Origin of the sequence: Rothia sp. HMSC065C03, assembly GCF_001837295.1 — a bacterium.
In the GTDB taxonomy this organism is placed as follows: Bacteria; Actinomycetota; Actinomycetes; order Actinomycetales; family Micrococcaceae; genus Rothia.
On record NZ_KV831988.1, the window covers coordinates 248,688 to 269,721 of the forward strand.

Sequence of the window (21,034 nt, forward strand, 5' to 3'; positions counted from 1 at the left end):
GGCACCTCCGAATATGGAGGCGCCGGGCACTCACCATGGCAGCAGTCGGGACACATTCACCCAACTTCGCAGACCGCCTACTATTTATGTAACAAATCATCCTCGATAGTTACATATTTGTCACTAAAACCCATCTTATTTGTAATTAATGTCCCGCATGAGGCTCAAAATGTCACTCCAGGAATTACAATATGTACATGTATACGCCTGAAGAACTAACACAAACACTCAACGAGCTACGGCTTCTAGGCAGAGACAGCCTGACCGTAGAGGTTAAATCAGCCCACATGGGTTACCCCTCTTCCGTGGCGGAAACTATCTGTAGCTTTGCTAACCTTCCCGACGGAGGCACAATCATATGCGGTGTCGACGAATCTCAGGAGTTTGCACCTGTAGGTGTTTATGATGTTGAAGATTTGCGGGCAAAGATTATTGATGCTGCTCAAAATCTTAAGCCAAAAATCGTAGTAGAAACCGACGATATAACTTTGGATGGCCATCAGCTGCTCATCGTAACCGTTCCGGGTCTGCCGGTGCAGGAACGTCCCTGTTTCAAAGGTAATATAGCCTACCAGCGACTCGGAGACGGCGACTACCCAATGGATGGCTACGCGCTCAGTCTAATGTACGCGCAGCGCCACAAACCACACAATGACCTACAATCAATTCCCAACACATCCAGTGAAGATTTGGACAAATCCTACACCGAGGATTTCCTACACCAGGTGCGTCTTTCCTCAGCGCGTCTACGTAATGACTCCGACGCGGAGATCCTACGCAAACGCAACGTCATTGATGCCCATGACGAGTTGACCTTAGCCGGGCTATGCGCCCTGGGTGATTACCCGCAACAATTCTATGCTGGGGCAAGCATTATCGGCATAGTTTCTGTAAGCGGCAACGCCCGCAATGATGACCGTTTTCGAAGTGAAGGCCCTATTCCCGCCATGCTTGAAGATACCCTTGCATGGTTTATGCGCAACATCAAGAACCGCACCGTCACAGCTCCCAATGGTGCGGGGCTCATCGATCAGCCAGAAATCCCCCTGGTAGCTCTCCGTGAGTTCGTGGCTAACGCACTCGTCCACCGGAGCTATGAACGGGATGCATCCGGAAAATTTATACAGATTTTTATCAAACGCGGCCGTATTGAAATCATCAGCCCCGGCGGTTTTTGGGGTATCCTGCCGAGTCAGGTAGGCCTCGTGCATCGCCCCGCGGCTGTAAACGAGGCGCTCTATGCTATCTGCCAGAACATTCGTCTCAGTGACGGTCACCGACTAATCGAAGGCGAAGGCGGCGGTATCCTAGCTGCACAACAGGCCCTGGTTGATGCCGGGTTGCGTAAGGCGCATATTATCGATGAGGGTATCCAGGTACGCGTCATTATCTACCGCCCTGCCGATAACACGCAGCCTACGAGCATAATGGAGGTATCCTCGCCTCCTCAACGTGCTGAGATACCGGAAAATCTATCCCCCACGGAATCCCAGGTGTACGTTGCTTTGACCCGTGGACCCGCTACCGTCGCTGATATCGCGGAAAACACCGAGTTGAGTACACGGCAGGTACGTTACGCGCTACCCAAGCTAATCCAGCGAGGTTTGGTAGAGCAAAAAGCACGTTCGGGACGCCGCGGTTTGGTGTACCGCACGCTGGCGCTCTAGGGTTCCACGCCCAACCCCGCTGGGCAACACCTGAATACAACAAACGGGTGCCCGGCACCTCCGAATATGGAGGCGCCGGGCACCCGTTTCAGTTATCTCACCGCGGCTACGTCACCGCGCTGGCGAAAACTTAGATTAGAGGACCAGGCCCTTGGTCTGGGACACTGCGCGCTCGAAGCGAGCCTGAACGTCAGCCCAGTTCACAATGTTCCAGAATGCCTTGACGTACTCGCCCTTAACGTTCTGGTAGTCCAGGTAGAATGCGTGCTCCCACATATCCAGCTGCAGAACGGGGATCAGCGCAACGGAGATGTTGCCCTGCTGATCGTAGAGCTGCTCGATGATGAGGCGCTTGCCGACGGTGTCCCATGCGAGGATTGCCCAGCCAGAGCCCTGAATGGTCAGTGCAACGTTGGTGAAGTGCTCGCGGAACTTGTCGAAGGAGCCGAAGAACTCGTCGATTGCTGCTGCCAGCTCGCCGGTGGGCTTGTCGCCACCCTCGGGGGACAGGTTGTTCCAGAAGATGGAGTGGTTGGTGTGGCCACCCAGGTTGAATGCCAGGTCCTTGGAGAGCTTGGAGACGTTGCCGTATGCACCGTTCTCGCGTGCCTCTTCGAGCTGCTCGAGAGCTGCGTTAGCGCCTGCAACGTATGCTGCGTGGTGCTTGTCGTGGTGCAGCTCCATGATCTTTGCGGAGATGTGGGGCTCGAGCGCCGCGTAGTCGTAGGGGAGCTCGGGGAGAGTGTACTTTTCAGCCATGATGATGCCTTTCATTAGAAAACTTGGCTCGTATTAAAGATTACCAGCGTAGCGTTTACTTTACTTTTCACGAATTGGGGAGCGTCACATTTATGTAAGACCACGCTCGAGCCTGTGGATTTTAGGCAGAGACTTTTCCCCACAACTGTGGATAACCCTGTGTATCAACAGGATTTTCAGGCTCGGTGCCCTATTCTGCATTGAAATACCTGGGTATGCACTCATGTGAATAACAGTGCTGTAAGTTCTCCACACTGTGGATAACTACTGTGGATAACACCTCTTTTTGGGGATGCGCGGGGGATAAACCGCAGAATTTTTACTTCCGTTCGGGGCGTTTTTCCCTCTACTAGCCAAAATATTGAGCCCCAAAAGAGGCTCTGAACAGCCTTATACGCTTCTTCTAGCCGGAGGCGGTGGATTAAGTGCACAGGGTTATCCACAGGTGTGGAAATTCTTGAGTTCCGCGGATTTAAAGGTGAAAAGCCCTTCTGTTTAAGAATTTACCCTCGGTTTTAACACCCGTAGAAGCCTGTAATTACAAGAATTTCCCTGCTGCACCCTCATTTTTAACACTTAGCGAGCTCGATACCGCCTCCATAAAATCACACGCGTGTAAGTTCTCCACACTGTGGAAAACCTCTGTGGATAACCATTTCGGCACGATACGGCACAGCAATACTGCAGCCGCACGGTACAGATGTGCACACCGCCTCATACAGCCCTCCCCCGGCTCCCGCAGCTCCCTTGTCGGCGCACCTACATGAGGGCAAAAGAAAAGAGCACCCGATCATTGGATGCTCTTAGAGTGAGTTGATAGATATTCGAGTTAAAAAGATACGGTACGGAATGCAGCCCAACCACGAACTGCACCCGCACCGCACATCCGTCGGTAGAAATACGAGTTACTCGTACACCGACGACAATCACCGATAAATAGAGAGTCGAACCTATCGAAGCGAGCTTCCGGTCTCGCCTCGGAGGCTTCCTTCGACCCCGTTATGTAATTAGTGTACACGGTTTCATTACGGTTGCAAAGCCAAAACCGTGATTTTCTTAAAATTTTTGTTATCGTTTCGTTATTTTTCACCCCTGGCAACCTCTTTGCACCCCTCAGAATTTTCATTCACACCCCTAAAACCCTTGATATTCCGCGGAATTCGGCTCGATGCACGAGTGTGCTTCTTGGTACGTTCTCATCTATACTTGTACCGGAAATCTTTTTAAATATGTCGTGTATCACCTACCTGCCCAAGGTTTTTGCAGTCACTGCGTGCAAAAAGATGACCCTAGCACCCTCTAAAAAATTAGCACCAAAGTGTCAACCATTACTTGACCGTACCAATTTCAGGTTGCGAGTAAGACCTTTCGCTACAATGGGTGCCAACACACCGCATCTCCCCTTAATAAGGGAGCTCCATATCCGATAAAAGAGGAACCAATCCCGTGTCCACACCAACCACGTCTGCGCAGCGGTCCGAAAATACCGCACACAGCGATTCCATCCAGTGGCTCTCCCCCCAGGAGCGAGAAGGCTGGCTCTTTATCAGCTCCATCATTTTCAACCTCACCCGCAAGCTGGAAAACCAGCTACAGACCGAAGCCGGCATTAGCTTCGTTGAATACATGGTGCTCGCGATGCTCTCCGAGTCCAAGGACAATTCCTTGACCATGACCGAGCTGGCAATTACCACCAACACCCTTCCCGCACGTCTCTCCCGCGTTGTGGCACGCCTGGAGAAGGACGGCTACGTCCGCCGCTCCCTCAGCGCGGAAGACCGCCGCGTCAGCATCTGCCACCTGCTCCCCGCAGGCGAACAGAAGGTGCAGGAGGTCGCACCCGGCCACGTGAACGAAGTACGCCGCCAGATTTTCGACCACCTCACCACCGAGCAGGTTGAGCACCTCGCAGAAATCGGCGAGGCAGTCCTCGGCAACACCCCCTCAAACATCATCTCGATTGATGCACTGCAGCGTGGGGACTACCCCGCACACTAACCTCCTCCACCCCACAGAGGGATGAGAGTTGAGAGAACCAGAGATAAGGCACATTCCCATTGGGAACGTGCCTTATCTCTTTAAAGGCGCGCGCAGAACAACCTTTACGGAGGTGGTTGGGGGCGCATCGGGGTTCTGACCACATCAGTTTCGCCGCATTTTCGAGAGATTTTTAAGATTTTTTTGCGCCCTCTAGCCCCGTGCGCAGGCACCCAACATGGTGTCTCTATGTTTACCTTGAGCTGTAGGGGTTGTGGTTTTTAAACCCGCTGTCTATCCCTGTTAAACCGCGAAATCTCAAGGAAACACACCCAATACCACACAATCCAAAGAAAATATTCAGGCTATCCACACTAAGGGTTGTGGTGACAATATGTCAGGGGTACCTTATCTGATTCACCGATTAGCCTTTTCTCTCTGTACATGGCGCACCCCACCCCTTACGATAAATATCAACAGGTTGCACCGCGCCATCCCGGCACCCAAAAGCAACCACCAGATAAGGAGAAACCATATGTCTAAGTCTTTCTACGACCTTCTGAACGAGCAGATCGGCCACGAGTTCGCTGCATCCCACCAGTACCTGTCCATGGCTATCTGGCTCGACGGTGAGGACCTTCCCCAGCTGGCTAAGTTCTTCTACCAGCAGTCCCTCGAAGAGCGCGAGCACGCACTCATGATGGTTCAGTACAAGCTGGACCGCGGCCACAAGGTCGAGATCCCCGCTGTTCCCGCTGTCAAGAACGACTTCGAGAACGTTCAGGAAATCGTTGACATGTCCCTGGCACAGGAGAAGGCTGTCACCGGTCAGATCGAGGCCCTGTTCTCCGCAGCACGCGCTGAGAACTACGCACTGGGCGAGCAGTTCATCCTCTGGTTCCTGAAGGAACAGGTTGAGGAAGTTGCAACCATGGAGACCCTGGTGACCATCGTGAAGCGCGCAAACGGCAACCTCTTCGACCTGGAGAACTACGTTGCACGCGAGCTGGCACACGACCACGGCCAGGAGTCCGGCGCACCCGCAATCGCTGGTTCCTAATCTTGCGTTCAGGCGGCTAGACACCTAGTCGACCACGCAGAATATCTGCAAAATATTAAACGTTCCGCCCTCCCCACACGCCGTGGGGAGGGCGGAACGTTTATGCATATACGCCATGAAAGCACACCGCGGTGCACCGTCCAGGAGCTAAAAGCCGCCAGCGGGTACTCGAATACTCATACAGTGCAGAGTAAACTTAAAAGCCTTAGATGCCGCATAATATCGCGGCAGAAAGAGGAGAGAATGACTCACACCAACCCAGATACCCTCAGCCGCGGCTCATATAGCAACTCACGCCGCGTAGCCGACATTCTGCGTGCAGAATCAGTCGGCGGTACCGTACTTCTGATTGCGACGGTGCTGGCAGTAGTACTCGCCAACACCCCCGCATCCAGCTTCTACTTCGGTCTGCGAGACACCGTTGTTGGCCCGGTCATCCCCGGCTTCAACCACCTGCAGATGAGCATCGGAACCTGGGCGGCAGACGGTCTGCTCGTTGTTTTCTTCTTCCTCACCGGCCTGGAGCTGAAGAAGGAATTCGTGATTGGTGACCTCAAGTCGCCTTCCACCGCTATTGTTCCGATTGCGGCTGCCTTTGGTGGTGTTGCAGTGCCCGCAATTATCTATACGGCACTGAACTTCACCAGCCCCACCGCACTGCACGGCTGGGCTATCCCCACCGCAACCGATATTGCGTTTGCGGTGTCCGTGCTCGCCGCCGTGGGTACTTTCCTCCCCTCGGCGATGCGCGTCTTCCTGCTGACCCTGGCTGTGGTCGACGACCTGATCGCAATCTGCATTATCGCGATCTTCTACACCAATAACTTCCACGGCGAGTACCTACTCTTCGCACTGATTCCGCTCGCACTTTTCGCGTTCATCGCCTACCGTGGCGAGACCATGCTGCATCTGAAGCCTCTCGCCGCATGGGTTCTGCTGTTGCCCCTGGGCATCATCACCTGGGCACTCTTCCTCGAGTCCGGTATTCACGCCACCATTTCCGGCGTGGTTCTGGGCTTCCTGGTGCCCGTGAAGATGTCCGCACGCTCCGAGGCGGCACACGCAGAACACGGTCTGGGAGAGGTGCTGGAGCATCGCTTCCGCCCCCTCTCCACGGGCATCTGCGTGCCGATCTTCGCGTTCTTCAGCGCGGGTGTGGCTGTGGGCGGTTTTGAAGGCCTCGGACGCGCCCTCACCGACTCCGTGGCAGTCGGCATCATGGTTGCACTGGTTGCCGGTAAAACCATCGGTATTTTCGGCACCACCTGGCTCGTGACCCGCTTCAAGAACGCTAACCTCGACCCGGACGTCGCCTGGATTGACGTGGTCGGCCTGGCTGCAACCGGCGGTATCGGCTTCACCGTGTCCCTACTGGTGGCTGAGCTGTCCTTCCCGCACGGCTCCCCGCACACCGAGGATGCAAAGATTGCGATTCTCTTCGGTTCCGTGCTCGCCGCGATTGTCGGTGCCATCATCCTTTCACGCCGTAACAAGCACTACCGTGCCCTGGCTGAGAAGGAAAGCGTGGACGCTGACGACAACGGCATCCCCGACGTCTTCGAGGGCACCTACCGTGACCCGAAGACCGAAGCCTAGCAAGAACTCCTAAGGTCTAGTACCTTCCCTACACCCCAATCCCCCGTTGATAATGATGTCTCACCGCACTACCTCACGTCGCCGTACAGCACGAGCAGGGCAGGCGCCCGCGCCTCCTTCAAGGTATGCAGAGATATCAGCACGCGTGGTGATTGGGGTGTATTCTTTTGCCGCGCTTCTGACCACATTCGCGTGGATTATCTCTCCTCTGCGGCACGGTCGCGGCTTCACTTGGTGGGAAGTCACCGCTGACCTGCTGAATATTCCCTCCACGCACACGCTACCCAGCGCCATTACGATGATTGTGCTTGTGTCCGGGCTGATTGTGCGCAAGCGTGCCGCTCTCATTGCCGCCATCGTTTTTCAGGTGCTTGGTGTGCTAATCGCCAGCCATAGCGCATTCACTCTGGTGTTCCCCGCGGGGATTATGCCGAAGGACCGTATTTTCTCCTCGACGGTCGATACGCTCTCCATCGTGTTTGCGTGCGCGCTGGTGCCTTTCCTTTTCTCGATTCGTTCGGCGTTCCCGGCGCGTATTGGTCGCCTCTCGTGGGTGGGTGCGGCGTCGACGGCTGTTGGCGGCATCCTGCTGACTACTCTGGTGCTCTGGTACCTCTGCCACATTGGTGTGTGGGAGCCGTTGCTTTCGGTGACCCCGTGGGAGTTGCTGATGCACGGCATGGGTATTGAGCGTACCCATCCTGGCGTGTGGTCTGCCGATGTGGTCGCTTTCTTGGCTTCTTTCGGGTACGGTGCTTCACTGGTTGCGGCGCTGTACCTGTTGGCGCGCGGTTACCGTGCCCCGGATGCGTGGACCGGCGAGAAGGAGCTGAAGATTCGCGCTCTGCTGCAGCAGTACGGTGCCAATGATTCGCTCTCCTATTTTGCGACGCGTCGCGATAAGCAGGTGATTTTCTCTCCGGATCAGAGGGCGGCGATTACGTACCGTTCGGTGGGTTCGGTGTGTTTGGCGTCGAGCGACCCGGTGGGTGACCCTGATTCGTGGGATGCCGCCATTGAGCAGTGGATGCTGCAGGCGCGTAGCTATGGTTGGGTTCCTGCGGCGCTGAGCGTGAGTGAGGCGGGTGCGCGCGCCTATAACCGTGCGGGCCTGTCGATTATTCAGATGGGTGAGGAGGCGGTCCTTGAGGCGGACCGTTTCACGCTCAATGACACGTCGATGCTACCGGTGCGTCAGGCGGTTCAGCGTGTGCGTCGCGGCGGGTACACGGCGCAGATGCGTCGCTTTGCGGAGCTGGACGAGCAGCAGCGTCAGCAGGTTGCGGAGAATATTTCGGCGTGGCGTCATGGGCGTGTGGAGCGCGGCTTCTCGATGGCTCTGAATCGTGTGAATAATCCAGCGGATTCTTCGTCTGTTCTGGTGTCGGCTCATGATGAGGCTGGTCAGATGGTGGCTCTGCTGTCGTTCGTCCCGTGGGGTCCTACGGGGCTGTCTTTGGATGTTATGCGCCGCTCCCCTGAGGCACCTAATGGTGTGGTGGAGTTTATGGTGGCGTCGCTGATGGAGCAGGCGGCGTCTTTGGGTGTGCGGCGGGTGTCGCTGAATTTTGCGATGTTTGGCCATATTTTTGAGGCTGCTGATCAGGTGGGTGCGTCGGCGTGGAACCGTTTTGCTTCCCGCTCTTTGGGTGTGCTGGATCGTTTTCTGCAGTTGCGCCGCCTGTATCGTTTCAATCTGAAGTTTGCCCCGCTGTGGGTTCCTCGTTTTTTGGCGACGGAGCCGACGTTGGCGATGGCGAATGTTGTGGTTGCGTCGGGTATGGCGGAGGGCTTTTTACCGAATTTGTCGGCGCGCCGTTTGCAGGATCAGGAGCAGGTTCTTTCTACAGATGAGCTGGAGGCTCTTCGCCAGATGCAGCTCGCTTCTGTGGAAGAGCTTCCTGAGGTGTCGCGTAGCAATCAGACTCAGCACCGTCTGCGCCATCTGGAGGCGCTGCGTGCGGCGGGCATGGATCCGTATCCGCTGGGTGGTGAGATACGCAGTAATGGTGCGCCTATTCTGGGCGTGAAGGATGCCCTGAGTATATTCTCTTCTGAAAATATTCCAGATTCGGAATTCATGGTTTCGGGGCGTATTCGCGCGCTTCGCAACCACGGTGGAGTCCTCTTTGCAATCCTCATTGAAGGGGGTGAGACCCTGCAGGTCGTCGTGGAACGCAGCCTGGTGGGCGAGCACCCGTTGAGCCTCGCCTCCCGCAACCTGGATACTGGTGACATCATCACCGTGCGGGGCACCTACGGGGTGAGCCGTAACGGCACTCCATCGCTGATTGCCGCCTCCTGGTACATGGCGTCGAAGAGCCTGCACCCCATCCCCTTCGACTCCTTTACTGACCCGGAGGCGCGCCTGCGTCGCCGTTCCACAGACCTGTTGGTGCATCCGGACCAGATGCAGAATCTGCGCCTGCGTACCGCGGTGATTAAGGCACTGCGTGCCCGCCTGGATGCGGAGGGCTTCCTTGAGGTGGAGACCCCGATTCTGCATACGGTGCACGGTGGCGCGAGCGCGCGCCCGTTCCGCACGTATATCAATGCGTACGGTGAGGATCTGACGCTGCGTATTGCGCCGGAGCTGTACCTGAAGCGCCTGGTGGTGGGCGGTAGCGGTCCGGTGTATGAGCTGGGTCGTGATTTCCGCAATGAGGGTGCTGATGCGACCCATAATCCGGAGTTTACGGTGCTTGAGGCGTATCGTCCGTATGCGGATTATGTACAGATGCGTGAGTTGACGGAGCGTCTGATTAAGGATGCCGCTCAGGCGGTGTTTGGTTCGGTGTCTTTGCCGCTGGGTCGTAAGGCTTCGAGCGAGCGCGTGGTGCGTGATGTGTCAGGTCCGTGGCGTGTGGTGTCGGTGTGTGATGCTCTGTCGGAGGCGCTGGGTCGCCGAGTGGATGTGCAGACGGATTTTGAGGAGTTGCTGGCTTTGGCGCAGCAGCACGGTGTGCGTGTTCACGAGGGTATGGGTCCGGGTGCCATCGTTGAGGAGCTGTATGGTGAGCTGGTTGAGGCGCATACGGTGGAGCCGACGTTCTATACGGATTTCCCGGCGGAGACGAGTCCGCTTGCGGCGCCGCATCGTAGTGTTCCGGGTTTGGCGGAGCGTTGGGATTTGGTGATTAACGGCATGGAGATGGGCTGTGCCTACTCGGAGCTGGCGGATCCGCTGGTGCAGCGTGAGCGCCTGACGGAGCAGTCGTTGAAGGCGGCTTCGGGTGATCTGGAGGCGATGGAGGTGGATGAGGATTTCCTGTACGCCTTGGAGACGGGTATGCCGCCGACGGGTGGGTTGGGTCTGGGCGTGGACCGTTTGGTGATGCTGTTGGCTCAGACGCAGATTCGTGGGGTGTTGTCGTTCCCGTTTGTGAAGCCTGAGCGTTCGTAGCCCGACTGATACCCACGCTTCTCCGCTAAGCCCGGTGCGAGGTTTTGTACCTTGTGCCGGGCTTTTTGTGCCCGCCCTGCCGGTGCCGTCAACACCTCCACGGAGTCTATATTTACTCTGCCCATATATTAAGTATTCGTTACATTTTGACTTGGGCCCCTTATTTAAGTTGCCGAGCGGGGGGCGTACCCGACACAATGAGGTGACTAATCATACGGAGCGTATGTGCCTCCGTTACGCGGCTTTGAGTCCGCGCCACCCAGCAATGTAGCCCCCACGCTGTCCGTCTTTCGGGTTTGAGCGTGCGGGCTTTTTGCTTTCAAGATTGGAGTGCCGAGTGGATTTTCTTCTGAATATCATCGGGGACATTAATACGCAGACTGCGGAACTGACTTCCTCCGTGGATGCCGTGCAGAACTGGATGTGGAGTAATTTCCTCTACTACGCTCTGATTGCGGCTGGTCTGTACATTACGATCCGTACTCGCGGTGTGCAGTGGCGTTCCATTAAGGAAATGGTCCGTGTTCTGGGTGACCCGGTTGCTCGTGAGGCTGACGGTAAGAAGAGCATTTCTTCGTTCCGTGCGTTTACTGTTTCGGCGGCTTCTCGTGTGGGTACCGGTACTGTTGCGGGTGTTGCTTTGGCTATTGCTATGGGCGGCCCGGGTGCTGTGTTCTGGATGTGGGTTATTGCTGCTGTTGGTGCGGCTTCTGCTTTTGCGGAGTCCCTTCTGGGTCAGCTGTATAAGGAGCGCGGTAAGGATTCCTATATTGGTGGTCCGGCGTACTACATGAAGCGCGGCCTGAATGCTCCGTGGATGGGTTACATCTTTGTGGCGTTCATTGTGGTCACTTATGCGTTCGTGTTTGTGGCGGTTCAGACGAATGCTGTGGTGGATGCTGCGGCGAACTCGTTCAGCATTGATGTTTCGGGTACTAACTCGATGGGCTTCCGCATCACTATTGGTCTGATTATGGTGGCGCTGACTGCGGCTATTATTTTCGGTGGTATTCGCGCGATTTCTTCGGTGACTGAGTGGCTGGTGCCGATTATGGCGGTACTGTATCTGCTGCTGGGTCTGCTGGTTGTTCTGCTGAACATTGGCAAGGTTCCGGAGATGCTGCTGATGATTTTCCAGGGTGCTTTTGGCATTAAGGAGTTTGTGACCGGTGGCGCGATGGGTGCCGTGATTTGGGGTATGAAGCGTGGCCTGCTGACTAATGAGGCGGGTATGGGTACTGCTCCGAACGCTGGTGCGACCGCTACTATTTCTCACCCGGCTAAGCAGGGTTACGTGCAGACCCTGGGTGTTTACTTTGACACCATGATGGCGTGTACTGTGACTGCGTTTATTGTTCTGCTGTCGAACCCGACTTATGGTGATCGTTCGCGTGGTGCGTCGCTGACTCAGTCGGCGCTGGCTATGCAGCTGGGCGATTGGGCGGTGCACTTCCTGACTATCGCGATTTTCATGTTTGCGTTCTCGACTGTGATTGGTAACTACTACTACGGCGAGTCGAATATGCGTTTCGTGACTGAGCGTAAGCTGCCGATGAATATTTTCCGTGCACTGGTTCTGGTATTCGTGTTCTTCGGTGCGATTTCTTCGCTGGATCTGGTGTGGACTACCGCGGATATGCTGAATGCCGGCATGGTGATTGTGAACTTGACGGCGGTTCTGTTGATGACTCCGCAGGTTGTTGCGGTGTTGAAGAACTATGAGGCTCAGCGTAAGGCTGGTTTGGAGCCGATTTTCAAGGCTTCGGATATGCCTGAGTTGAAGAATCTTGCGGCGTGGGATGGTACTGATGCGGTGACTACCCGTGAGTTCTGGGCTGAGTATGATGCGAAGGCTGCTGAGCGTCGTGCCGCGAAGAAGGCTAGCCGCTAGTTTGTAAGCTACACGCAGGTTTCTGTGTAAGGCTTTGTGGAGGGTCCGTCCTGCTGTGTTGCGGGGCGGGCCCTTTTGCGTGCTTGAGGGGCGTATGGGGCTGCCCATCGGGGTAGGCTCTGAACGCCTCCTTGAACTACCCTGAGGGCTTGCGGATTCCTCCGGGTCTGTATGCTTAGGAAGGATATTAGGAGGGTTTATGGATTGGCGTGCCGTACTGGAGCTGGTGGTCACGGTCGTGTTTCTGGCTGGTATTGCGTTGGCGCTATTGTGCTTGGTGACGATTCATCGGAACCCGCATTTTTCGGAGGTGCAGAAGCTGAAGTGGCTTCTGCTGGTGCTGTGCCTGCCGTATGTGGGTCCGGTGACGTGGTTGTTGCGCGCGCGTCTGGAACGCATTGATCGGGAGCGTGCCGAAAACGAGCGTATGGCGCGGGGTTCCGCGGTTGCGTCCGATGCGGCTACTTCCGGTGGAGTGTCCGGTAGTGCCCCCAATAGCGCCTCGGAGGCTCTTTCTGAACCCTCCACCACCTCTAAGTAACGAAGGTCACACTCTCTCAATTGGACAGCACCGCATACAGTCCGTATAGTTTTATGTGTTGCCTGCGGTGATACACCGTAAGACACATGCGCGAGTGGCGGAATAGGCAGACGCGCACGGTTCAGGTCCGTGTGCCCGTGAGGGCGTGGGGGTTCAACTCCCCCCTCGCGCACCAACGATCCCCGGTTCGAAAGAACCGGGGATTTTTTCATATCCATAACCAATTCCCCGCTAAATGACGGGGTTCCAGAGCGATGGCGAGTGCATCACCTAAAATAGAACCGGGTGTGTTCATTCACAGGACACACAGCTAACGCACAGACACGCTCGTTAAACTGAGCCTTTCGGATAAAGACCGTTTGCGCGGTCTGTTGCTCGGAATGGTCGTTGAGAAGGAGGCGGCATGAAGTTTTTCGACAAGCTGGGCAAGCTGGAGCAAGGCATCGGCCGCACTGTCGGCCTTTCCAAGGGCTTCGGCACCTTTGCGAAGGCGGATGTCGCTAACCGCGTCCGCATCATGATGGATGACGAGTCCTACGTGGACGGCAGTGGCCGCACTATGGCTCCTAATGTCTATACTCTCCGTTTCGCACCGGTTGATTTCCCTCGCGTTCGCGAGTGGGGCAACCCGTTCGCTGTTGAGCTGTGCGATTTGGCGATTTCGCACGCCCGCGCGCAGGGTTACACCCTCATTGGCGCGGTTCGCGTGACGTTCAACGTTCTTGATTCTCTCTCTGAGGGCGAGTTTGAGGTTGTTGCGACTTTCGAGCCGTTCTCTGTACCGGAGGCTCCGGCATCCCCGTCTCTGCGCGGCGCCACTAACTACGCGCCGGTGCGTCCGCCGCGTGAGTCTTCTTTGCCGACCCGCATTACGAAGCCGGCTGCTCAGCCGGCTCAGCCTGCACCCAGCCCTGCGCCTCAGCAGGCTCCTGCGCCTCGCCTGAACATGCCTGTAGCGTCCCCCGCGGCGGGTGCTCCCCGTTTCTTCTTGGAGATTGAGGGTCGCATGCACCCGGTGAACCACCTGCCGTTTGTGCTGGGTCGCGGTTCTGATGCTGATTTTCGTCTGGACGATAAGGGTGTTTCTCGCCGTCACCTGCAGCTTTCGATGCAGGGTGGTGCGGTGGTCGCCACCGATATGGGTTCTACCAACGGCACGTTGATTAATGGTGCGCCTCTGCGTGCGCCGGTGGTGCTGGCGAACGGTTCGCTGCTTCGCATGGGTAATACCCGCATCATCTTCCATAGTTCGACCGGAGGTGTCCGTTAATGGCGTCTGAATTGACCGTTACTATCCTTCGTTACGCTTTTCTAGCTCTGATTTGGTTCTTTGTTTTCCTGGTGGTTTCGGCGGCTCGCCGTGACCTTGGTTTGGGTAAGAACTATCGTGCGGCACCGGTTGATGCGGTTCCGGAGGCTACCCATATTGCGCCTCCGCCGACTCGTCCTTCGCAGCTTGTGATTACTGCCGGTGCGCAGGCTGGCGCGATGATGCAGCTGGGGGACCACCCGATTACTATTGGCCGCGCTAATGACATTGAGGTGTCCCTGCAGGATGATTACGCCTCGGGCCGCCATGCGCGCCTGTTCCCTCAGGGTTCCCGTTGGTTCCTTGAGGATTTGAATTCTACTAATGGTACGTTCGTCAATGGCGAGCGTCTGACTCGTGCGACCCCGATTGAGCCCGGTGATGATTTCCGCGTTGGCGGTACCACCATGCAGTTGAGGGGCTAGTGTATGAAGATTGCTTTTCGTTTTGAGGCCCGCTCTGATACGGGTCTGAAACGCTCGAAGAATGATGACTCCGGCTACGGTGGTCGTTTCCTTGCTGTCGTTGCTGATGGCATGGGCGGCCACGTGGGCGGCGATGTCGCGTCGGCTACGACGGTTTTGAATTTGACTCCCCTCGATCACCCCGATTTTGAGGATGGTGCTGGCGGCGTCTATCTGGCTGATGAGATTCAGAGCGCGAACTTGATCATTAATGAGCTGGCGGCGAATGATCCGCAGCTGGCGGGCATGGGCACGACCTGTACTGCCCTGCTGATTGATGGTGATTGCATTGAGTTCGCCCATATTGGTGACTCACGTGCGTATCGTCTGCGTCCGGGCGCTGATGGTGAGTTTGAGCAGATTTCTACTGACCATACGTTTGTGCAGCGCTTGCTCAATGAGGGTCGTATTACCCCGCAGGAGGCGGAGAACCACCCCCATAAGAACGTGATTATGCGCGTTCTGGGTGATGTTGATGCGTCCCCCGAGCTGGAGTTGAAGACTCTGGACGCTGTTCCCGGCGAGCGCTGGGTGCTCTCTTCGGACGGTTTGGATGCTGTGGTGTCCCTGTCGGAGATTGAGCAGGTGATGCGTTCTACTGATGATCTGTCTGAGATTGCTGACACTCTGATTGCGATGACTTTGGAACGTGGCGCTCCGGATAACGTGACGGTTGTGTCCCTGCAGGTGATTGACCGTGAGGTTCTGCCGGTGGATGAGCCGGTGGGTCCTTCGAGCCTGCCTGAGTCTGCTCTGCCTGATTCGATTGTGGCGGAGCAGGAGGTCAGCACGAATACTCAGAAGCTTCCCGAGGTTGCTGCTACGGCTGAGGCTGCTGAGGCTATTTTGGGTGCGCACCATGATGAGGACTCTGAGGAGCCTCATCGTCGGTCGTTGCGCCGTTTCCGTCGTGCTCGTGACTTCTCTGGAACCCTGTTGCACAGTGGTTCTGGGGCGGTGCGTCACCATATCGGTACGTACGATAACGCCGTGGATGCGGCTCTTACGAATGCTGCGATCTTGCGTAGCGAATTGGGTTCCCGCCCGCATCAGCTGGTTGGTGCCGCTTCGGTGGCTACTGAGACCGGCATGATTCCGGCGGTGACTTCGCGTACCCTGGAGCATCGTGCGACGGTGGCTCAGCGTGTGCCTTTGAAGGTTGAGTCTGATGAGGCGACCTTGCCGGCTGAGCTGGAGGAGCTGATCGCTGAGGATACTGTTGAGCGTTCGCGTCCGCGGTCGTGGTCGATTCGCCTGTTCATTACTCTGCTGGTTGCGGCTATTGTGACGCTGGCTGCGTGGACCGGTCTGCGCTATGTGGAGCGTAGCTACTATGTGGGTGAGAGTGACGGCACGGTTGCGGTGTACAACGGTATTCCGCATGCGTTGGGTCCGATTCGTCTTTCTCACGTGGTGGAGAATACCGATATTCCTACGAGTGAGTTGAGCGATCATACGCGTTCTTTGTTGCGTAATGCGATTACGGCGAAGGACCTGGATGATGCGCACCAGATTGTGACTCGTTTGAAGACTCAGGCGGATCAGACGCGTGAGAAGGCTGAGCAGGCTGCAGCGTCTGCCTCGGCTTCCGCTTCCGCTTCCCCGAGCTCTGCGGCACCCAGTGAGGCTCCGAGCTCTGAAGCACCGGGCTCTGATTCGGCATCCCCGGCTCCTGAGCAGGCTTCTTCGGAGGCTCCTGCTGCGGTAGGCGGTGAGAATAATGGCTAAGTTCTCGTTCCGTCGTGAGTCGGATGCGCCTCGTGCACGCCGTTTCACGGAGCTTTTCCTGCTGGTTTTGGCGGTGGGTATCAGCTCGTTCGGCATGTATCTGATTGATCCGGAGCATGCTTTTGATACGTCGAAGAGCCAGTGGTTGCCGTGCACGGTGGTGCTGGGTGCCGGTGCTCTTCTGATTCACCTAGTCATGCAGTTCCGCGCACGTTATGCTGATCCGTTTATTCTGCCGCTGGTGGTGGCGCTGAACGGTATTGGTTTGACCATGATTTATCGTCTGGACCCGCAGATTGCGGCGCCGGTGGGTGATGGTCAGCTGATGTGGACCGGCGTGTCTATGGTGCTGTGCGCGATTATCGTGTTCGTGCTCAGGGATTACCGTCTGCTACGTAAGGTCACGTACACCTCGCTGGTGTTGTCGATGATTCTGCTCATCATGCCGCTGGTTCCGGGTCTGGGTATGGAGCTTAATGGTGCTCGTATTTGGATTCATATCGGTAACCGCACGTTCCAGCCGGGTGAGGTCGCGAAGATTACTTTGGCGATTTTCTTCGCCGGCTATTTGGCGACGCACCGTGACCTGATTCTGGTGGCTGGCCGCCGTATTGGTCCGATTAATCTGCCGCGTCTGCGTGATTTGGCGCCGGTGTTCTTGGCGTGGATTGTGAGCCTGGGTGTTCTGGTGTTCCAGAAGGACCTTGGTTCGGCAATCATGTTCTTTGGTCTGTTCATGGCGATGCTGTACCTGTCGACCGGTCGTATTTCGTGGCTGGTGGTTGCGGGTATCGGTATGGCTGTGGGTGGCTATTTCGCGTACCACTATGTCTCGCACGTGCACGCCCGTATTTATGCGTGGGTGCATGCTTTTGATCCGGAGATTTACCAGGCGTCTCCTGGCGGTTCGGGTCAGATTCTGCAGGGCGTTTTCGGCCTGGCTTATGGCGGTCTTTTTGGCCGCGGTTGGGGTCAGGGCCGCGCGAACCTCGTCCCGTACGCTAACTCGGACATGATTATTTCCTCGTTGGGTGAGGAGCTGGGCCTGGTTGGTCTGGGCGCGATCCTGATGATGTTCATGCTCCTGGTTTCGCGCGGTTACCGTGCGGCGTTGGGTACTCGTGATGGTTTCGGTAAGCTGCTGGCTGCTGGCCTGTCTACGGTCATGGTTCTGCAGCTGTTCGTGGTGATTGGCGGCGTGACTCGTTTGATTCCGCTGACTGGTCTGACGACTCCTTTCATGTCTGCCGGTGGCTCCTCGTTGGTGGCTAACTGGATTATTGTGGCGCTGTGGTTGTCTATTTCTCATAGCGCCCGCGCACCTCACCTGGTGGCTGGTTATGATGCTCCGCAGGGTATTGACCATGCGGACACTAGCTACGAGCCGGAGGGTGCTACTAGCGTTCTGGCGCGTATTACGGCTAAGGATTCTGGAGGTGAGAAGAATGGATAGGGCTATTCGCCGCATGTGGATGTCTGCCGCGTGCGTGTTTGTCCTGCTGATGGGTACCCTCAGCTATATTCAGTTCTTCGATTCGAAGACGCTGATGAATAATCAGTGGAATTCTCGAGCGCTCTACGACAATTACGGTTCGGCACGTGGTTCGATTGTGGTTGATGGTACGGAGATTGCTTCGTCGGTGAAGTCTGATGATGAGTACAACTACCAGCGTGTGTATAACCACCCGCTTAAGTATGCGGCTCTGACCGGTTATTTCTCCACGATTTATGGCGCGACCGGTTTGGAAGCTGCTATGGATAAGGAGCTTGCCGGCACGAGCGATAGCCAGTTCTACGACCGTGTGGCGCAGCTGTTCAGTGGTTCTTCTGCGCAGGGCGCTAGCGTGGAGCTGACGATTAATTCGAAGCTTCAGGATATTGCCTATAACGCGTTGCAGGGCCGTAAGGGTGCTGTGGTGGCGTTGAACCCGAAGACTGGTGAGATTCTGGCGATGGCTTCTTCGCCGTCCTATGATCCGAATCTTCTGTCGTCTCATACGAGCTCTTCGGTGTTGGCAAATTACCAGGCTCTGACTTCTGATGAGGACAGCCCCCTGTTTAACCGTGCGATTGCGGGTAACACCTATTCGCCGGGTTCGACCTTCAAGATTATTGATGCGGTGGCGGCGCTGGAGTCCGGCAAGTACAACGCATCTTCGGTCATTGCGAACCCCGCGCAGTTGCCGCTGCCGGGCACGAACATCAGCCTGCCGAACTATACGGGCGGTCAGTGTTCGACCCGCACTCAGGTGACGATTGAGTGGGCTTTGGCTCAGTCCTGTAATACGCCGTTTGCGCAGATTGCGATGGATTTGGGTCAGGAGCGTATCGCGAAGACCGCTGAGAATTTTGGTTACGGCCAGGATTTGAAGATTCCTTTGACGGTTTCTAAGTCGTCTTTCCCGTCGAATCTGACGCAGAGCCAGCTGGCCCAGTCGGCGATTGGCCAGTACGACGTGAAGACCACTCCGCTGCAGGTGGCGATGACTTCTGCGGCGATTGCAAATGGCGGCATGCAGATGAAGCCGAACCTGATTCGTTCGGTGAAGACCAGCAACCTGAGCACTTTGCAGGAGTTCTCTCCTGAGAAGCTGCGTACGTCCACTAGCCCTGAAATTGCTAACCAGGTGAAGCAGTGGATGGTGAATGCGGTTGATAATGGTATTGCACGCAATGCTGGTGTTTCCGGTGTGAAGGTGGCGGGTAAGACCGGTACCGCGGAGACCACGGCAGGTTTGAATAATTCTTGGTTTACCGGTTTCGCGCCGGCTGATGATCCTCAGATTGCGATTGCTGTGGTTTATGAGGATATTGACGTGGCGACCGGTGCCCAGTTGGCAACCAGTACTAGTAAGCAACTCTTTGAGGCGGTGTTGAACAAGTGAGGCCTGCGGCTGATATCACTTTGGGCGGGCGCTACACCCTAACCGAACGTATCGCGATTGGCGGTATGGGCGAGGTGTGGAAAGCTCGCGACAAGGTGCTTGGGCGCATCGTTGCGGTCAAGATCCTCAAGGAGGAGTACACCGGTGACCCGGGCTTCTTGGAGCGTTTCCGCGCTGAGGCCCGTAATACGGCGCTGTTGAACCACCCCGGCGTAGCGAATGTTTTCGACTACGGCGAGGAGGACAATTCCGCGTACCTGGTCATGGAGCTGGTGCCGGGTAACCCGCTTTCGAGCATCATCGAGCATGAGACTACCCTGCCGCCGGATCGTATTCTGAACTTCATTGCTCAGACGGCTCGTGCGTTGGCTGCGGCTCATTCGCAGGGTCTGGTGCATCGTGACGTGAAGCCGGGTAACCTCATCATCACTCCGGATGACCGTGTGAAGGTGACTGACTTCGGTATTGCTCGTCTGGCTAATCAGGTGCCGTTGACGGCTACCGGCCAGGTGATGGGCACCGCCCAGTATTTGGCGCCGGAGCAGGCAACCGGTCAGGCGGCTACCGCGTCTTCGGATATGTACTCGTTGGGCATTATTGGTTATGAGTGCCTGGTGGGTCGTCGTCCGTTTACGGGTGAGTCGCAGATTGCGATTGCGTTGGCTCAGGTGAATGACCCGCCGCCGCCGCTTCCGGAGACCATCCCGGCTCCTGCTCGTGCGCTCATCATGTGCCTGTTGGCGAAGGACCCGGCTCAGCGTCCTAAGGATGCGACCGCTCTAGCGTCTGCAGTGGATGCGATTCGTCGCCGCGACCTGAAGGCTGCGGTGAAGGCTGTTCCTTCTCTAGCTCAGTTCTTGGCTGAGGAGAATGCTGACGACGCTACTGTCGCGATGACCGCTATGGATGTTGCGGCTGAGCCGATTAGTGCTTCTGCTACTCCGCGTTTTGGTTCTGGTGGTCGTTTCTCGCCGGAGCCGACGACGGCGCCGATTCCTCGCACGAGTGCGCAGACGATGCGTCCGGTTTCAGGTCGTGTGAAGGCTACTCCTGCTCCTGCAGCGAAGCGTGGCTCGAATGTGTGGATGTGGGTTGCTCTGCTTCTGGCAATCGTGCTGATTGCCGGCGGTATTTGGACGGTCCTTTCCTCTAATAATGGTGGCGATTCGTCTGATCCGGCTCCGAGCGCTTCTTCGTCTGTTGCTCCGACGAACACGGGTACCGTTTCGACAGTGGAGCCGGCTGAGTCTGCTTCTGCCCGTGCCGCTAAGCAGAAGGTGACCGTCAACGCGATTAACTATGAGGGTCGCGAGCTGCAGGATGCGGTGAACGAGCTGAAGAACCTTGGCTTGTCCCCCAAGACTGAGGGTGTTGAGTCGACTCAGCCGGAGAACACGGTGATTTCGGTGTCTCCGACGGGTACTTTGGAGCAGGGTAATAGCGTGACTGTTCGCTATTCAACCGGTCCGAAGTCGGTGACTTTGCCGTCGAACCTTGAGGGTAAGAACGTTGATGAGGCGTCGAAGGCTGTTGCCGCTCTGGGTGTGAATGTTTCTCTGCATTATGAGAATTCGGACACGGCGGCCCCCGGTACGGTGCTTCGTACTACCCCCTCATCTGGCACCAAGGTTACGGTTGGTAGTAATGTAGACATGTATGTGGCCTCTTCCAGTTCGGGTAGGGGTTCGAGTGCGAGCGCTTCTGCTGCACCGTCTGCGTCGGCTTCTGCTTCCGCTTCTGCGTCGGCGCGTTAG

Annotated in this window: 14 protein-coding genes and 1 tRNA gene; 14 read left to right on the forward strand and 1 reads right to left on the reverse strand. The window is 56.4% G+C overall.

Going from position 1 to position 21,034, the window contains the following annotated elements; genetic code table 11:
• Nucleotides 1–197: 197 nt before the first annotated feature.
• The gene (locus HMPREF2605_RS04395; RefSeq protein ID WP_044151044.1) at nucleotides 198–1,667 is read left to right on the forward strand and encodes an ATP-binding protein; all 1,470 of its coding nucleotides are present in this window, start codon (nucleotides 198–200) and stop codon (nucleotides 1,665–1,667) included.
• 135 nt (nucleotides 1,668–1,802) lie between these two features.
• Here the strand turns inward: HMPREF2605_RS04395 and HMPREF2605_RS04400 are convergent, their stop codons facing one another.
• Entirely contained in the window at nucleotides 1,803–2,426 is a 624-nt protein-coding gene (locus HMPREF2605_RS04400; RefSeq protein WP_005507370.1) for a superoxide dismutase, read from the reverse strand.
• A 1,446-nt stretch (nucleotides 2,427–3,872) separates the two neighbouring features.
• Between HMPREF2605_RS04400 and HMPREF2605_RS04405 the strand changes: the two genes are divergently transcribed.
• The 13 genes from HMPREF2605_RS04405 (at nucleotide 3,873) to HMPREF2605_RS04465 (ending at nucleotide 21,034) form a co-directional block, all read left to right on the forward strand.
• Nucleotides 3,873–4,424: a MarR family winged helix-turn-helix transcriptional regulator gene (locus tag HMPREF2605_RS04405; RefSeq protein WP_049352858.1), complete on the forward strand. Its 552-nt coding sequence runs from the start codon at nucleotides 3,873–3,875 to the stop codon at nucleotides 4,422–4,424.
• 514 nt (nucleotides 4,425–4,938) lie between these two features.
• The gene (locus HMPREF2605_RS04410) at nucleotides 4,939–5,463 is read left to right on the forward strand and encodes a ferritin (RefSeq protein ID WP_049341967.1); all 525 of its coding nucleotides are present in this window, start codon (nucleotides 4,939–4,941) and stop codon (nucleotides 5,461–5,463) included.
• Nucleotides 5,464–5,706: 243 nt separating this feature from the next.
• On the forward strand, nucleotides 5,707–7,059 hold the full coding sequence (nhaA, locus tag HMPREF2605_RS04415; RefSeq protein ID WP_070847110.1) for a Na+/H+ antiporter NhaA: 1,353 nt from the start codon (nucleotides 5,707–5,709) through the stop codon (nucleotides 7,057–7,059).
• A gap of 52 nt (nucleotides 7,060–7,111) precedes the next feature.
• Complete coding sequence (gene lysX, locus HMPREF2605_RS04420) at nucleotides 7,112–10,462, forward strand: bifunctional lysylphosphatidylglycerol synthetase/lysine--tRNA ligase LysX (RefSeq protein WP_083324846.1); 3,351 nt, start codon at nucleotides 7,112–7,114, stop codon at nucleotides 10,460–10,462.
• Nucleotides 10,463–10,799: 337 nt separating this feature from the next.
• Entirely contained in the window at nucleotides 10,800–12,353 is a 1,554-nt protein-coding gene (locus HMPREF2605_RS04425; RefSeq protein ID WP_070847115.1) for an alanine/glycine:cation symporter family protein, read from the forward strand.
• 199 nt (nucleotides 12,354–12,552) lie between these two features.
• Entirely contained in the window at nucleotides 12,553–12,894 is a 342-nt protein-coding gene (locus HMPREF2605_RS04430) for a PLDc N-terminal domain-containing protein (RefSeq protein ID WP_070633879.1), read from the forward strand.
• An 88-nt stretch (nucleotides 12,895–12,982) separates the two neighbouring features.
• Nucleotides 12,983–13,069: transfer RNA gene (locus HMPREF2605_RS04435), tRNA-Leu, on the forward strand.
• Between the two features lie 228 nt (nucleotides 13,070–13,297).
• A complete protein-coding gene (locus HMPREF2605_RS04440; protein WP_070616214.1) occupies nucleotides 13,298–14,164 on the forward strand; it encodes an FhaA domain-containing protein in 867 nt (288 codons plus the stop codon).
• Complete coding sequence (locus HMPREF2605_RS04445; RefSeq protein WP_005507379.1) at nucleotides 14,164–14,628, forward strand: FHA domain-containing protein FhaB/FipA; 465 nt, start codon at nucleotides 14,164–14,166, stop codon at nucleotides 14,626–14,628. Before HMPREF2605_RS04440 ends, HMPREF2605_RS04445 begins: the two co-directional genes overlap by 1 nt.
• Before the next feature lie 3 nt (nucleotides 14,629–14,631).
• Nucleotides 14,632–16,395, forward strand: coding sequence for a PP2C family protein-serine/threonine phosphatase (locus HMPREF2605_RS04450; protein ID WP_070847117.1), 1,764 nt, complete (start codon nucleotides 14,632–14,634; stop codon nucleotides 16,393–16,395).
• The gene (locus HMPREF2605_RS04455; RefSeq protein WP_005507381.1) at nucleotides 16,388–17,848 is read left to right on the forward strand and encodes an FtsW/RodA/SpoVE family cell cycle protein; all 1,461 of its coding nucleotides are present in this window, start codon (nucleotides 16,388–16,390) and stop codon (nucleotides 17,846–17,848) included. Before HMPREF2605_RS04450 ends, HMPREF2605_RS04455 begins: the two co-directional genes overlap by 8 nt.
• On the forward strand, nucleotides 17,841–19,280 hold the full coding sequence (locus HMPREF2605_RS04460) for a peptidoglycan D,D-transpeptidase FtsI family protein (protein WP_070847118.1): 1,440 nt from the start codon (nucleotides 17,841–17,843) through the stop codon (nucleotides 19,278–19,280). Before HMPREF2605_RS04455 ends, HMPREF2605_RS04460 begins: the two co-directional genes overlap by 8 nt.
• The gene (locus HMPREF2605_RS04465) at nucleotides 19,277–21,034 is read left to right on the forward strand and encodes a protein kinase domain-containing protein (protein ID WP_049341959.1); all 1,758 of its coding nucleotides are present in this window, start codon (nucleotides 19,277–19,279) and stop codon (nucleotides 21,032–21,034) included. Before HMPREF2605_RS04460 ends, HMPREF2605_RS04465 begins: the two co-directional genes overlap by 4 nt.